This is a genomic window from Marinobacter sp. F3R11 (genome assembly GCF_003318275.1).
Taxonomy (GTDB): domain Bacteria; phylum Pseudomonadota; class Gammaproteobacteria; order Pseudomonadales; family Oleiphilaceae; genus Marinobacter.
The window spans coordinates 663,871-678,725 of sequence record NZ_QOCH01000015.1 but is presented as its reverse complement, the minus strand read 5'-3'; the positions used below and the strand labels follow the sequence as shown (position 1 = coordinate 678,725).

The window sequence follows — 14,855 nt, the reverse complement described above, 5'->3', positions numbered from 1 at the left end:
CGTAGGAGTAGTGCTGTCTTTGAGTTACTCGGCAGTTGCCATGAGTGCCAGTGAGCTGACGCCGGTGACGGTGCTGACTAACTGGTATGCCCAGGCTGAACAAGGTGGCTTGTATGCTGCCAAGGCACTGGGAATCTACGAAAAATATGGTCTGGATGTAACCATTCAGATGGGTGGGCCGCAAGTCAACAATGTTCAGTTGCTGGTCGGTGGTAAGGTTGATTTCAGTCTGGGGTATGGCCTGCAGTCACTCAGCGCTGTCCGGGAGGAGGTGCCGCTGGTATCTGTGGCGGCCTGGTTCCAGAAGGACCCTCAGTCTATGGTAGTGCACGAGGGCGTCGGTAATGACAGTCTGGAGGCGCTCAAGGGTAAGGGGATTCGTGTGCCTGCGGCCGGACGTATTTCCTACTGGCCGTGGATGAAGTCGCTCTATGGCTTCAGTGATAGCCAGTTGCGCCCTTATGAGTACACCTATGGCCCGTTTATCATTGATCCGGAAGCGATCATGCAGGGCTACGTTACTATCGATGGCTTTTTTCTCGCTAAAGAAAATGTGAAGGCGAAAAGCCTGTTGCTGGCAGACTATGGCTGGAATGCCTATTCTGCCACCATGGACACTACCCGAGGCATGATCAACAAGCATCCCGAGATAGTGCAGGCTATGGTGGAGGCAACTGCCAAGGGGTGGGCTGAATATTTTGCGGATCCTGAACCTGCAAATGCCCTTATCAAAGAAGATAATCCGGAGATGCAGGATGCTTTGCTGGCCTACAGTTATGCAAGAATGCAGGAGGAAGGTATTCTTTTGTCCGGAGCAGCCAAGGATGGTCGTTACGGGATGATGACAAAGGAGCGCTGGCAGGAGTTCTACGAGGATATGGTTGCTGCGGGGACTTTGCCGGAAGGCCTGGATTGGGAAAAAGCGTTCGACCTCTCATTTATTGAGGCTGTATATAACGACTGACCTATCTGGTTAACTTGTCAGAGAGAAAAGGGCACCCTTTCAGGGTGCCCTTGCTAAAAGAGCCTGTTGCTGGTGGTGTCCCCCCGGACAGTTGGGGAGTTACGCAAGCAGCTGCGCCGCCATCCGGTTCTGCTCCTCAATAATATGAGGCAGTGACCGGGTACATAGCTGACCCTCCTCGATCACCACGCGGCCATTGATGATACTCCAGTGCACCTTTGGTGGTGTGCAGAAAACCAGAGACGCAAGCGGGTCGCTCTGTCCTCCGGCCATACCAATGTCATCGGTGCGGAAAGCGACTATATCAGCACAGTAACCCGGCTGAATGCGGCCAAGAGCATCACCCCTTCCCAGAACTTCGGCACCACCGCGAGTAGCGATACGCAGCGCTTCGCGGGCTGTCATCGCGCCGGGCTGCTGATCCCTTACGCGAGCGGACAGCATGGCCAGCCGGGCTTCATCGAGAAGATTTCCGCTGTCATTGGAGGCGCTGCCGTCTACACCCAGGCCAACCTTTACTCCGGCATCCAGCATTTGCCTGACAGGTGCAATGCCTGAAGCCAGCCGCATATTGGAACAGGGGCAGTGGGCAACTCCGGTACCTGTGTGGGCAAAAAGCTTAATACCTGGTTCATCAAGATGTACGCAGTGTGCATGCCATACGTCCTCTCCAAGCCAGCCTACATCTTCGGAGAATTCTGTCGGTGTCATGCCATAGCGCTCCATGCTGAACGCCAGATCTTTCCAGTTCTCCGCTGTGTGGGTATGCAGGCCAACCTTCATTGATCTTGCCATGGTGGCAGCTTCGCGCATCAGATCTTTGGTGACAGTGAAGGGTGAGCAGGGTGCCAGCGCTACCCGGATCATGGCATCCGGGCTGTAGTCGTGGTGAGTCTCAACCGCTCGTTGCATGTCCCTGAGAATCGCGTGCTCATCTGCTTCCACCAGTTCATCCGGTGGCAGGCCGCCCTGGCTCTGGCCGAGGCTCATTGCTCCTCTCGCGGCGTGAAAACGGATACCCATCTCAATGGCTGCCTGAACACTGTCATCCAGAGTGATGCCATTTACATAAAGGTAAGCGTGATCGGCGGCCGTAGTGCATCCGGACAACATAAGTTCAGCCATGGCGGTTCGGCTTGCCGCCCGTTGCATTTCCGGTGTGATGTTGCGCCAAACGGGGAACAGGGCGCTCAGCCAGTCAAACAGTTCACCGTTCTGGGCTGCAGGCAGAGCCCGGGTCAGGGACTGGAACATGTGGTGGTGAGTGTTGATAAGGCCTGGAATTACCACGTGGCCACTAAGATCGATTGTGCGGCCGGCATCCTGAGGGCACTCATCAATAGTCCCGACTGCTTCAATCCGGTTGTCGCGGACAAGTATGTAACCATTTTCAATTTCACGCTCTTCGTCGTCCATGGTGGCGATGACTCGGGCGTTCTTCAGTAACAGTGTGTCTGTCATTGCTGGCATTTTCCCGTTGCGAAAGTTTGCAGTTTGTTCGCATGCAATAGTGGTGCCTTATTTTATTGCCCAAAACCCTGACGAAATGGTCAGAAAATTGAGAGTTTGCACCTATTTGATGCAAATGTATTTGGTGTGCCCCATATAAACAGAGCATTGTGGCGGTTTCTTATTTGGCATGTCTGTTGCAAATATATTGACCAGATGGGTAGTTAATCATTAATGCAACTGGAGAGAATATGGCGGACGAGGAGCTGGAAATACCTGTAATTGATTTTGCACCGTTCCTGAGTGGAGTTGAAGCCGATCGTAAGGCAGTGGCGGCGCAGATGAAGCAGGCCAGCCAGGATTGGGGCTTCTTTTACTTGTCCGGCTGTGGCATGCCGGAAGAGAAGCTTGCAGAGGCATTCTCCACATCAATGGCGTTCTTTGGCTTACCGCTTGAGGTAAAGCGGCAGGTGGCCTGGCAGAATGCCGAGAGCAATCGGGGCTACGTTGGAATCCGGCGAGAGAAGTTGGACCCGACTCGCCCGGGTGATCTGAAAGAGGCTTTCAATCTGGCGCCGGAGCGTCCAGGCCCGGAAGCGATTAAAAACCTCTGGCCTGCTGGCCAGCCGCAGTTTGAATCAGTAATGAGCGGGTTTCTGGCGGAATGTACGCAGACTGCAGGCCACGTGCTGGAAGCATTTGCACTTGCTCTGGATCTGCCAGCGGATTTTTTTGTGGAGGCGCACAACGAGCACGATCATACGTTGCGATTGCTCCACTATCCGCCTCTTCCTGAAGGGTTTGAGCCGGAAGAAGGCGAAAGCCGGGCCGGAGCTCACACCGATTATGGAAGCATTACCCTGTTGTTCCAGGACTCAGTTGGTGGCCTGGAGGTCCGTACTCGCGGTGGAGAGTGGCTTAGGGCGACACCGATACCCGGAACTGTTGTGGTCAATACAGGTGATCTGATGCACCGGTGGACCAACCATGTATTTTGCTCTACACCCCATCGTGTGAATGTGGCACCAGAAAACTGCCGCAAAGACCGGTATTCCATTGCCTTTTTCTGTCATCCCAACAAATCAGCCGAAATAGCCTGTATCGAAAGCTGCGCCACGGCAGACAGTCCCCCGATCTATGGCCCGATTTCTGCGGGTCAGCACCTGTATGAAAAGCTAACCAATACCTATGGGGCATCCAGCCCAGCAACCGAGGAATCACTATGAACAAACTAAAAAGCCTGGCGGCCGGTATCACCCTGTCGCTTTCTACCATCTCTGGTGTTGCCTATGGGGAAGACCTCATTCCTGTAAGCGTGTCTACCACCTGGTATGCCCAGGCAGAACACGGTGGTTTCTATGCAGCTAAAGCCATGGGCCTCTACGAGGAGCAGGGGCTGGATGTTACCATCAAGATGGGTGGCCCTCAGGTGAACAACGTGCAGTTGCTCATGGGCGGCAAGATGGACTTCATTATGGGGTACAGCCTGCAGTCACTTAACGCTGTGAAGGAAGATATTCCGTTGGTCACAGTGGCGGCTTTCTTCCAGAAAGACCCGCAAACCCTCGTGGTACATAAAAATGCAGGAAATGACTCACTGGAGGACATGAAAGGTAAGCCCATGCGTGTGCCTACGGCGGGCCGCGTTGCCTATTGGCCCTGGCTGAAAACTGAATACGGTTACAGCGATGACCAGCTTCAGGCCTATGATTACAGCTTTGCACCGTTTATCAGAGATGAGCAGGCTATCCAGCAGGGCTACGTGACCAACGATGGTTTCTTCCTGGAGCAGGCGGGTGTTGAGGGCAAGAGCCTGTTGTTGGCTAACTATGGCTGGAAAGCCTATTCAGCAACACTCGACACCACCCGTGAGATGATCGAGGAACACCCTGACGTTGTGCAGAAAATGGTGAAGGCTACTGCCCTGGGCTGGAAAGCCTACTTCGAGAACCCGGAGCCGGCTAATGCGCTGATCAAGGCAGACAACCCGGAGATGCAGGATGAACTGCTTGCCTACACCTATGCGAAAATGCAGGAAGAAAACATGCTGCTTTCTGATGCAGCCGAGGGTGGGCGCTATGGCATGATGACCGTTGAGCGCTGGAAGACATTCTTTGATGATATGGTTGCTGCCGGCACCCTGCCGGAAGATCTGGACTGGGAGAAGGCGTTTGATGCTTCGTTTATCGAAGCGGTCTATGCAGACTGAGATTTAAGGGTATGAATAAAAAGGGCGGCCTGAAGGTCGCCCTTTTTATTTGTCTAGCCCGATACAAATTCTGCAAGGGCGTCGGCTACGGCCTCGGGTGCCGCTACCTGGGGGACGTGGCCTGTATTCAGAGAGACAACCCTGGCACCGGGTACAAGTTGTTGCATACGTCTTTGCACTGGCAAAACCACGGAACGGTCCTGCAGGGCTTCGACATAGAGCCGCGGTAGCTGTCCGAAGCGGGCCTGTGTCCAATGGGGCACCAGTGCCCGGCTGCCCTCGGCTTGAGGGCTGAACCGGCCAATGGCTTGCTCTGCTACCTGTTCACTGACGTCTTGCAGGAAAATGTTCCGGATAGCTGATGGCTGCACCCGGGATACTTGACCATCGGACTCCCATTCCAGAAAAGGACCAATCCCTGAGGCTTCAGGGAAGTCCTTTATCATTTCGCTGACCAGGTCACCGAAGCCAGTGCCTGACGGCAACATCATACCTGCCAGATACGCAACGCCGATTACCCGCTCGGCTATGGATTCAGCGAGTTGGGTGGCCACAGCACCACCGCCTGAATGACCAACCAGCAACAGTGGGCCATCAATCTCATCAAGCTGTTGTTCGAGATCCGCTACACACCTTTCAATAGAGGCCTCCGCAGGGTTTCCCAGCCGTGCGCCGCATCCGGGCAGGTCCGGCGCCAGGATCCGGAACCCGCGTTCCTCAAGGTAAGGTGTAATGGCTTCCCATACCCAGCCTCCGGCCCAGGCGCCATGAATCAGAACCGCGGTAATTTGTGTATCAGGCATAAGTTCTCCGGTACATATCCATCAGGTGGGCTTCCACGGTTGTGGGCGGGTAGTGGGGTTGGTCGCCCTCTGCCAGACAAGTAGGCAGACAGCTGACCTGGTGGTCGGGATTGCCGCTGTAGAAGAAGGGTACCGAGTAGCGTTCGGCTCCGGAGGTATTGACCACGCGGTGCAGGGTGGATCTATAGCGGTCGTTGGTCCAGCGCGCAATCATGTCACCAAGGTTAACGACAAAAGTACCCGGAACCGGGTCCGCATTGATCCAGCGGTCGCCTTTAATGTCCCAGACCTGCAACCCGGGTTTGTCGTCCAGCAGCAGTACAGTGATGCCGCCAAAGTCTGTGTGGGCCCCGCAACCTTTCTCCCCCGGGGCCGGGTTTGGTGGTTGGGGTGGGTAGTGCAGCAGGCGCAGGGTAGACAGGGGCTGCCGGCAAAAATCCTCGAAGAAATCATGAGCTAGCCCAAGCGACAGGGCCAGAGCCTCCATGATCCGGCTGCTGAGCTCATTCAGAGCCTCGAAGTATTCCGTCATGGTGTCGCGGAATGCGGGCAGGGACTGGGGCCACTGATTGGCACCCTGGTTGAAGCGACCGGCTATTACCCGGGGATCTGTTTCATCCAGTTCCTGGCCAATATAGAAGCCTTCTTTAAGATCTGGTGGAGAGCCGGGTTCCAGAGTCTGCCCCTTCAGAGGTTCGTATCCCCGGTTCGCCTTGGAGAAGCTCTTGTTGATGGCCTCTTTCTCTGACTCGGGCAGATTGAACAGGGCCTGGGATTCCTCGAATACCCGGCTGATCAATGTCTCGGGAATGCCGTGGCCGCTGACATAGAAAAAGCCGGTATGCAGGCAGACGTCAGCCAGGGATCGGGCCAGCTGCTGTCGTTGCTGATCGGTTCCGGTTAGTAACGACATGTCGATAACAGGTAGCGAAGCCCCTGATTCGTTGATGGTGCTCATGATGTGACTCCAGGTTCTTTAATAATGCTGTCCAGATGGTCAGTAATTCACAAAGCGTGCCAGTGATGTGCCTGGGCGCAATGCTGGGTAAATCACGTGTGCACTGATGTCTGGACGTTTCTGGAAGTTCTGGTTACGGACTAAAGGCCTCAAATGGGGGCATTTCCTGAACTATTGCACTAGATTCGGGCGCAAGTCTGATCTGGAAAGTGGGAGTTTCTGGGGGTGTTGCCGGTTGTTCGTCTACTGCTATGAAAGCCAGAGCTGGCCCGCTAATTGAAGTCTTTTCAGGAGTGAAAGCCAATTATGGCTACGTTTGTTGAGTCTGAATCGGCAAGCTGGCCTGGCCTTTGCTTTGTCTAATAAAACCTGACCGAATGATCAAAAAAATTCAGAGCATAAATCGCAGAAGGGGAAAGGAAATGCATAAACGTATCACTCGTTCGTTTCTGATTGCAGCATCATTGGCTGGTGGTCTTTTGAGCCAGTCTGTATTAGCCGCTGATAAAGTTGTCTACCAGCTGGACTGGCTGCCGGGAGGTGACAAGTCTCCGGTCTATCTCGGTGTGCAGGAAGGATTCTTTGCCGATGAAGGGCTGGAAGTCCGCATCGCAAGTGGCCGGGGTTCTACCGACGCGATCACCAAGATTGCGACCGGACAAGCCGACATAGGCAGCGCTGATATTGGTGCATTGATGGCCGCCAAAGCACAGGATGACAGCCTGCCAGTGAAAGCTGTTTACAGCATATTCAATCGCGCACCTCATGCCTTTTTTACTCTTGAAGGCAGCGGTATCAATAAGGTGACGGATATCGAAGGTAAAAAAGTTGCTACCTCGCCGTTTACTTCGTCCAATGCATTTCTGCCACTGGTGCTGAAAGATAACGGGTTAGCAGAAGACGCGGTTCAGCTCACCAAGGCGGACCCGGGTGCCCTGGGCCCAATGTTGATGAACGGCGGTACTGACGCCATTATCGCTTGGGTAACCAACATTGCCCTCTTTGACAATCAGGCCAAGACAACTGGTAACAAACTGGTGGTTTTACCCTGGTCTGATGCCGGCCTGGAACTGTATTCCTCTTCAGTTGTTGCTTCCGAGAAATTCCTGAGCGAACGCCCGGACGTGGCCAAGCGTTTCATGCGCGCTTACGACAAATCTCTGAAGCTCACCCATGATGATCCGACCAAAGCAGCCGAAGCCCTGCACACCATGGTGCCCGAGGTGGATGTTGATGTGGCCGTTGCCCAGATTGGTGACTCCATGAAGCTGATTGTGAACGATGTGAGCAACCGTGATGGTTTGGGAGCACTTACTGAAAAGCGTGTAGCTTTGACCTGGACCCGTGTGGCTCAGGCCGAAAAACTGGCTGAGGATGCCCTGGACCCGGAAACCGTTATCGATCGTACTTTGCTTGAGGCGCTGTAAGTATGACTGGATCCGCCACCAACCGCTCTTTTGTCCGGCTCTCCGGAGTCGGACACAGGTACGACCCGGACCCTAAGACGCCAAAGGCGGTGACCGGTGTCAATCTGGACATCCAGCGGCATGAGTTCGTAGCGGTTGTCGGCCCTTCCGGGTGCGGAAAGTCGACACTGTTGCGGATGATCTCCGGCTTGCTGAAGCCGACAGAAGGAGAGGTCACTGTATTTGGCCGGCCAGTTGATGGCCCCAGGGACGATGTGGGCATCGTCTTCCAGAAGCCCACGTTGCTTCCATGGCTGAATGTTCGCAAGAACGTGCTGTTCCCGCTCAAGCATAAGTATGGCCGCTACAGCCATGAAGATGAAAAGCGGGCAGACGAGTTGCTTGAGATGGCGGGACTGGAAAGCTTTGCCGGGAAAATGCCCGACGAATTGTCGGGCGGTATGCAGCAGCGGGTCGGTATTGTCCGGGCGCTGTTGCTTAACCCGGATATCCTTTTGATGGATGAGCCTTTCTCCGCACTTGATGCCATGACCCGGGAGCAGATTGGTTTTGATCTTCTGAAGATCTGGGAAGAAAACCCCAAGACCGTACTGTTCATTACTCATTCAATTGCAGAGGCGGTACTGCTGGCAGACCGTGTTCTGGTGATGAGCAAGCGGCCGGGAACCTTGCTGGAAATGCTGGAAGTGGACCTGCCCCGTCCACGGACCCGGCATACGATTTCCGAGCCCAGGTTCGCGGAACTTACAGAACGTCTGAGGAAGCACATTTATGAGCCTGACGCTGCCTGATCCTAAAGCCAGGCGCCTTCTGCTTGCAGCTGCGCCCTGGTTGTTTTTTGTTGGCCTGATTCTGTTGTGGGAACTGGTATGCCGTGTGTTCTCACTGCCTGAATACGTGTTGCCGGCGCCTTCAGCCATTATAGACGCCTTCTTCAAGGTTGAGTTCAGCCGCTGGATGACCCACTTGTGGGCAACCTTGAGAGTGGCTTTGATGGGTTTCCTGGTTTCCATTGTGGTCGCCATTCCCATCGCGATTGCCATGATGCGGTCAGAATTGCTGACCCGAACGCTCTATCCGTTACTTGTGGTTATACAGTCCACACCTGTTGTGGCGGTAGCGCCGCTGATCATCGTTCTGATGGGCTCTGACGATCCTTCAAGAGTATTGATTACCTGCCTGCTCACCTTCTTCCCTCTGGTGGTGTCTACAGCTACAGGGATTAACGAGACGCCTGCAGAGTTGATAGAGCTGAGCCGGTCACTGGATGCGCCTACCCGACGGGAGACCTGGCAAATCCGTATTCCTTACGCCATTCCGCACATTTTTACCGGATTGAGAGTGGCGATCACTCTGGCGATTATCGGTGCGGTGGTTGCGGAGTTCGTTGCCGCGGAGGAAGGTCTGGGGTACTTCATACAGTTCTCCACATCGTTCTTCCGGATTCCCCAGGCCTTTGCAGGTCTGTTCTTTCTGGCGGTGGTCAGTCTGTTGCTCTTCAAGTCTGTGCAATGGACTCAACAAATTTTCTTCCCCTGGAGCCTGCCTAAGAAATAAGGCTCCGGGATATAAATCGAGATTGATGATATGTCTGAACTGGAAAAACTGAACGATACCGATCTGGCCATGATGCACAAGGTGATCGGGATGGCTGAGAAACTTGCGACAGAAGGCGTTCACCCCTTTGCAGCCATACTGGCTGACAGCGACGGTAATGTTCTTATGGAGCAGGGCAACGCCTACCTGCCAGATCAGGATATGACCGGGCATGCTGAGCGGGTATTGATGACCCGGGCGAGCAAAACCTGGCGTCCGGACTTTCTTGCCAGTTGTACCATGTATGTATCTGCTGAACCCTGCTGTATGTGTGCCGGTTCGGCTTACTGGGCCGGACTGGGCCGATTGGTCTATGGGGTCAGCGAACATCAGCTGAAGATGATTACCGGAAACCATCCGGAAAACCCGACGCTGGATCTGCCCTGCCGACAGGTGTTTGCGTCTGGCCAGCGGGACGTTGAAGTTATTGGGCCGGTACTGGAAGACGAAGCTGCGAAAGTACACCAAACCTTTTGGCAGAACCACGGAGCATAAAGGCGCTATGACTCAAAGTCGTGTCACCGTGATTGTTGATTCCCGGTATGGGAGTACCCTGGCTCTGGCGCGGGCTATTGCCGATGGCGCTGCTTCAGAAGGTGCGGAGGTTCGTCTGTGCCGGGTCTCGATTGTCGAGCCGGAGTTCAGTGTGGATGTAGAGCGGCCCGACTATATCGCCGCCCAGAAGGAATACAGCGAACTGTCCCGGGCTACAGCTGCTGACCTTGAGTGGGCCCAGGGGATTATCTGGGGATCGCCGACCCGTTACGGGCTCATGAGCACGCCGCTTCGTGCGTTTATCGATGAGGTGGCGCCGCTGTGGCGACAGGGAGCCCTGATCGGAAAAGTGGGTGCTGCGTTTACCTCCAGTGGCGGCATGCACTCCGGTAACGAAGTCACCTTGCTTACCCTACTGCTGCCCTTTTTGCAGCACGGAATGGTATTGGCGGGTGTGCCCCATAGTGTTCCGGAGCTGGTACATACAGATAAGGGCGGGTCCCCTTATGGTGCGACCACCGTGACGGGTTTCAATGGCACCCGGGGAGTGGATAGTAATGAACTGGCCATCGCCCGTGCTCTTGGTGCCAGAGTGGCCCGGCTGGCTGGCTGGGTCAGACCTGAGCCATCATCCGTAGAGCTTGCTGCCAGTTCAGTCTGATGCCTTGGCATCTGTCAGATTGTGAGTGTTGTGTTGTGTCCCTTTGCCGCCTTCGGGCGGCTTTTCTTTTGTCTTTTTTGTTTCATTGAGGACCGCTGATGCGGCCTGAGTTCTGAAGCGCACAAAACCAGAGCGGTTGGCTTGGAATTGGTTCAATGTGGTGCGTTCGACATACCTTTAATACTCTTTAACTTATTGAAAATAAATTATTTTACCCTGATTTTTCTGGGTGGCATGAGGGTTGCTTTAAAAGTTGATCAAGTGGTCAATTAAATAAATATAGTCCCCGGACTCAGGAGAGTACCTATGAAGCGTAAATTCAAGGCAGCCTCTGCAGGCTCCCTCTTAATAGCAGGCCTGGTGGCTTTTTCCCCGGTATCCGCTGACGAACTGGACAAGGTGGTGTTTGGAACCAACTGGTACGCCCAGGCCGAACACGGCGGTTTCTATCAGGCACTGGCCACCGGAATCTATGAAGACTACGGCCTGGACGTGGAAATCAAAATGGGAGGGCCTCAGGTAAACGGCACCCAGCTATTGGTGAGCGGGCGCTACGATATGCTGATGGGCTATCCCATCGGCAACATCACCGCAGTTGAGAAGGGGCTGCCTGTAAAAACCGTGGCCGCCGCAATGCAGGGGGATCCCCAGGCACTGATTGCGCATCCGCACATTGAGTCCATAGAACAGATCAAGGAGGAGGGGCTTCCCGTCTATCTGGCGGCCTTTGCACACTCCACGTTCTGGCCCTGGCTGAAAGCTGAGTATGGTTTTGAAGATGATGTGGTTCATGCCTACACCTTCAGTGTGGCGCCGTTTCTGACTAACGAGAACATTGTGCAGCAGGGGTATCTGTCTTCGGAGCCGTTCGCTATCGAGAAAGGTGGCGTAGAGCCTAACGTCTTTCTCTTGTCTGATTATGGTTACCCTCCCTATGCGACCACTATCGAAGCAACCACGGACATGATCGAGGAGCGTCCGGATGTGGTGAAACGCTTTGTGCAGGCCAGTATGGAAGGTTGGAAAAGCTACCTTGAGTCTCCGGCCAAAGGTAACGAGCTGATCATGAAGGAGAACCCGGAAATGACACCGGAGCAGCTCGCTTATGGCCTGGAAAAAATGAAGGAATATGAGCTCGTCACCGGTGGCGATGCCCAAACCAAAGGCATTGGCGTGATGACTGACGAACGCTGGACCAGGATCAAGAACTTCATGGTGGAGGCTGGACTGGCATCTGCCGATCTCGATATGAGCGATGTTTACACGCTGGAGTTCCTGCCTGAGACACCGGTGCTGCCTTAAACACCTGTGAGCTACCAAGCCTGATGCCGGGTGAAAAAGCCCGGCCGTTCGTGGAGAAATTATGATGACAGCCAACAAGGTTACACCGCTGAATCCTGCGCCGGAACCGGAAACTGAAACCAGCGATGCTGAGGCAAGAGCCTCATCTCGTCCGCTCCTTCAGGTGGAGGGCGTTGATAAGGTATATGCCAATGGCACTGTCGCCCTGAAAGGGGCCGCCCTGACCGTGAAGCAGGGAGAATTTGTCAGCCTGCTGGGCCCGTCAGGCTGTGGTAAAAGCACCCTGCTACGCATCATGGCCGGACTGGGTGAAGTGACTACCGGCACAGTGAAATGGTGGGAGCAGGATTACGATGTGGTTGGAAGCAAAGGCTGCAAGCTGGCCTTTGTTTTTCAGAATGCCACGCTGATGCCCTGGGCCCGGGTACGCAAGAATGTGCGACTGCCGCTGGATCTGGAGCATGAGAACAGCGCAGAGTCGGAAAAGAAAGTGGATGATGCTCTGGAAATGGTGGGGCTGAAGGGCTTTGACGAAAGCTTTCCGCGGGAGCTTTCCGGCGGTATGCAGATGCGCGCTTCCATCGCCCGGGCTATGGTTACCGAGCCTGATTTGCTGTTAATGGATGAACCATTCGGCGCTCTTGACGAGATGACCCGGAACAAGCTCAACGACGATGTTCTGAAACTCAAAAAAGAGAATGGCTGGACCATCGTATTCGTGACGCACAGTGTCTATGAGGCAGTTTATCTGTCCAGCCGGGTGGTTGTGATGGCCGCCCGTCCGGGGCGGATAGTGGATGACATCAAGATTGACAAGCCCTATCCCAGATCTCCGGATTTCCGGATATCAACGGAATTCGCCGGGTACTGCCGGCAGGTATCGCAGGCTCTTGAACGTGCCAGCGGAATGGGTGAGAGCAAGGAGAATTGCTGATGAGTACGCCACTGATACGGAATGAACGTTTTGTCCAGATCGCGGCCCCTCTGCTGGTAGGGGTTCTGGTTCTGCTACTTTGGCAGATCAGTGTAATGGCTTTTGATGTACCGAAATACCTGGTGCCAAGCCCTGTGGATATTGCTGAATCTCTGGTTACGGACTTCAGCTCCCTGTTTGGTGCCTTGTTGATGACCTTGAAGGTTACCTTCCTGGCCTTCGTGATTTCCGTGATAGCGGGTGTCGCGGCGTCCCTCCTGTTTGTCCAAAGCAAATGGATTGAGGTCAGCCTGTTTCCATACGCAGTACTGATGCAGGTAACGCCGGTTGTGGCCATTGCGCCCCTGATCATCATCTGGGTAGATGACACCACCTGGGCTCTGACCATCTGTGCGGTGATCGTTGCCATCTTTCCGATCATATCCAATACCACGCTTGGATTGCGCAGCGTTGATCCCAACCTGCTGAGCATGTTCCGTATGTACCGGACCAGCCGCTGGCAGGAACTGGTACGCCTGCGGATTCCCGGTGCGTTGCCCTATTTCTTCGGTGGTTTGAGGATCAGCTCCGGGCTGGCACTGATCGGCGCAGTGGTGGCAGAGTTTGTTGCCGGTACCGGTGGTGCCAAAGCAGGGCTTGCCTACATGATCCTGCAATCCGGCTACAACCTGCAGATTCCCAAGATGTTTGCGGCGCTGATTCTGATCACGCTGACCGGGATTATTCTGTTTGCGGCCATGGTCTGGATGTCCGACAGGGCTCTGCGTAACTGGCATGAAAGTGCACTCAAGGTTGAACACTGAGCATGACGCGCCTCGCCGAATCCATGCCTGCGGCGGGCGCTGGCTACGCCTGGCGTAACGGGTACCTGCTGCTGGCATTCACAGCTCTGACCTGGGGTATCAACTTCCCCATTATGAAAATGGGGCTCGAATACAGCCCGCCGCTCCTGTATACAACCCTCCGGATGTCGATCGGAACAATCACCATGTTCGTGATTGCCGGCGCCATGGGGATTCTCCGTGTGCCGCACCGTGCGGATATGCCTGTGGTGTTTTCCGTGGGAATTCTCCAGAACATGGGGTTTATCACCCTGGTTACCCTGGGCATGCAGTTTATGCCGGCGGGCAGGGCGGCCATACTGGCCTACACTTCGCCAATCTGGGTAGTTCCGGCTGCGGCCATGTTTCTGGGCGAGAGGCTGACGGCCCCGAGAGCAATCGGTACAGCTCTTGGCCTGGTGGGACTGATGAGTATTTTCAACCCTCTGGATGTTGACTGGAGTTCCGAAGGCACTCTGTTGGGAGGGTCGCTGATTGTACTGGCTACCCTGGTCTGGACAGCCGGGCTGATACACGTTCGCAAACACCGCTGGCATGGCAATGTGCTATCGCTTATATCCTGGCAGCTGCTGTCCTCATTGGTCTTTCTTGTACCCCTGTCCCTGATTATAGAAGACACGGCCAGCATACGCTGGGAGCCTGGTTTTCTGGTAAATATCCTGTTCAGCGGGGCTCTGGCTTCGGGGGTTTGTGTGGCTGCGCAAGTGGGCGCCATCCGGTCCCTGCCTGCGGTTACCATGTCCCTGAGCTCGGCGGCGGTTCCGGCAGTAGGGCTCATTTCCTCCGCAATACTGCTGGGGGAAATGCCGGGTTATCACGACGTGTTCGGGTTCCTGATGATTGGCCTGGGAATCGTCCTTGTCGGGCTCACTGACTGGCGGCTGGCGCGAATGCGGGCCTCCGGGCTGCGGAAGTAAAAGGAAGGAGCCTGCCAGACCATTTCAGGCATGGGTGTTACTCCTTACGCTGGTGAAGAGCTCTCAGATGCTATAATCAGAGTGTATAAATCAACAGCCAGAGGAGAAGATAGCCATGGCGAAAAAGAAAGCAAAGCCCACTCAGCACAGTGCGGTGCAGCGGGAACTCAGAACACCGAAATACCAGATGCGTGTAGTTGAAGATAAAAGCAAATACCGGCGCAACCGGGACAAGAGTGTACGGATGGAGGATTTCCGCAAAGCTGCCTGAGAGGCTGTTTTACGAAAATCCTTCATT

16 protein-coding genes are annotated in these 14,855 nt (G+C 54.7%); 13 read left to right on the top strand and 3 right to left on the bottom strand.

Annotated features, from left to right (window positions below):
- Positions 1-19 precede the first annotated feature (19 nt).
- On the top strand, positions 20-964 hold the full coding sequence (locus DS878_RS11570; protein ID WP_222837460.1) for an ABC transporter substrate-binding protein: 945 nt from the start codon (positions 20-22) through the stop codon (positions 962-964).
- A 99-nt stretch (positions 965-1,063) separates the two neighbouring features.
- Here the strand turns inward: DS878_RS11570 and DS878_RS11565 are convergent, their stop codons facing one another.
- Positions 1,064-2,425, bottom strand: a complete 1,362-nt coding sequence (locus tag DS878_RS11565; RefSeq protein ID WP_113816101.1) for an 8-oxoguanine deaminase — start codon at positions 2,423-2,425, stop codon at positions 1,064-1,066.
- A 239-nt stretch (positions 2,426-2,664) separates the two neighbouring features.
- On the opposite strand from DS878_RS11565, the gene DS878_RS11560 reads away from it, so the two are divergent.
- Positions 2,665-3,639, top strand: a complete 975-nt coding sequence (locus tag DS878_RS11560) for an isopenicillin N synthase family dioxygenase (RefSeq protein ID WP_113816100.1) — start codon at positions 2,665-2,667, stop codon at positions 3,637-3,639.
- Complete coding sequence (locus tag DS878_RS11555; protein WP_113816099.1) at positions 3,636-4,622, top strand: ABC transporter substrate-binding protein; 987 nt, start codon at positions 3,636-3,638, stop codon at positions 4,620-4,622. The genes DS878_RS11560 and DS878_RS11555 overlap by 4 nt, the downstream gene beginning before the upstream one ends.
- A 53-nt stretch (positions 4,623-4,675) precedes the next feature.
- Here DS878_RS11555 and DS878_RS11550 read toward each other — a convergent pair whose 3' ends face one another.
- Both DS878_RS11550 and DS878_RS11545 read right to left on the bottom strand, forming a co-directional pair.
- Positions 4,676-5,425: an alpha/beta fold hydrolase gene (locus tag DS878_RS11550; protein ID WP_113816098.1), complete on the bottom strand. Its 750-nt coding sequence runs from the start codon at positions 5,423-5,425 to the stop codon at positions 4,676-4,678.
- A complete protein-coding gene (locus tag DS878_RS11545) occupies positions 5,418-6,374 on the bottom strand; it encodes an isopenicillin N synthase family dioxygenase (protein ID WP_410003479.1) in 957 nt (318 codons plus the stop codon). The genes DS878_RS11550 and DS878_RS11545 overlap by 8 nt, the downstream gene beginning before the upstream one ends.
- 431 nt (positions 6,375-6,805) lie before the next feature.
- Between DS878_RS11545 and DS878_RS11540 the strand changes: the two genes are divergently transcribed.
- The 10 genes from DS878_RS11540 (at position 6,806) to DS878_RS15485 (ending at position 14,828) form a co-directional block, all read left to right on the top strand.
- Entirely contained in the window at positions 6,806-7,810 is a 1,005-nt protein-coding gene (locus DS878_RS11540; protein ID WP_187298783.1) for an ABC transporter substrate-binding protein, read from the top strand.
- A gap of 2 nt (positions 7,811-7,812) precedes the next feature.
- On the top strand, positions 7,813-8,601 hold the full coding sequence (locus DS878_RS11535) for an ABC transporter ATP-binding protein (protein ID WP_113816096.1): 789 nt from the start codon (positions 7,813-7,815) through the stop codon (positions 8,599-8,601).
- Positions 8,582-9,367, top strand: a complete 786-nt coding sequence (locus DS878_RS11530) for an ABC transporter permease (RefSeq protein WP_113816095.1) — start codon at positions 8,582-8,584, stop codon at positions 9,365-9,367. Before DS878_RS11535 ends, DS878_RS11530 begins: the two co-directional genes overlap by 20 nt.
- Positions 9,368-9,436: 69 nt before the next feature.
- Positions 9,437-9,901: a nucleoside deaminase gene (locus DS878_RS11525; protein WP_222837486.1), complete on the top strand. Its 465-nt coding sequence runs from the start codon at positions 9,437-9,439 to the stop codon at positions 9,899-9,901.
- Positions 9,902-9,908: 7 nt separating this feature from the next.
- On the top strand, positions 9,909-10,562 hold the full coding sequence (wrbA, locus tag DS878_RS11520) for an NAD(P)H:quinone oxidoreductase (protein WP_113816094.1): 654 nt from the start codon (positions 9,909-9,911) through the stop codon (positions 10,560-10,562).
- A 306-nt stretch (positions 10,563-10,868) separates the two neighbouring features.
- Positions 10,869-11,864, top strand: coding sequence for an ABC transporter substrate-binding protein (locus DS878_RS11515; RefSeq protein WP_113816093.1), 996 nt, complete (start codon positions 10,869-10,871; stop codon positions 11,862-11,864).
- Positions 11,865-11,925: 61 nt separating this feature from the next.
- Complete coding sequence (locus DS878_RS11510) at positions 11,926-12,798, top strand: ABC transporter ATP-binding protein (RefSeq protein WP_222837459.1); 873 nt, start codon at positions 11,926-11,928, stop codon at positions 12,796-12,798.
- Complete coding sequence (locus tag DS878_RS11505; protein ID WP_113816092.1) at positions 12,798-13,601, top strand: ABC transporter permease; 804 nt, start codon at positions 12,798-12,800, stop codon at positions 13,599-13,601. Before DS878_RS11510 ends, DS878_RS11505 begins: the two co-directional genes overlap by 1 nt.
- 2 nt (positions 13,602-13,603) lie before the next feature.
- A complete protein-coding gene (locus tag DS878_RS11500) occupies positions 13,604-14,557 on the top strand; it encodes a DMT family transporter (RefSeq protein WP_113816091.1) in 954 nt (317 codons plus the stop codon).
- A 115-nt stretch (positions 14,558-14,672) separates the two neighbouring features.
- A complete protein-coding gene (locus DS878_RS15485) occupies positions 14,673-14,828 on the top strand; it encodes a hypothetical protein (protein ID WP_187298782.1) in 156 nt (51 codons plus the stop codon).
- Positions 14,829-14,855: the final 27 nt, after the last annotated feature.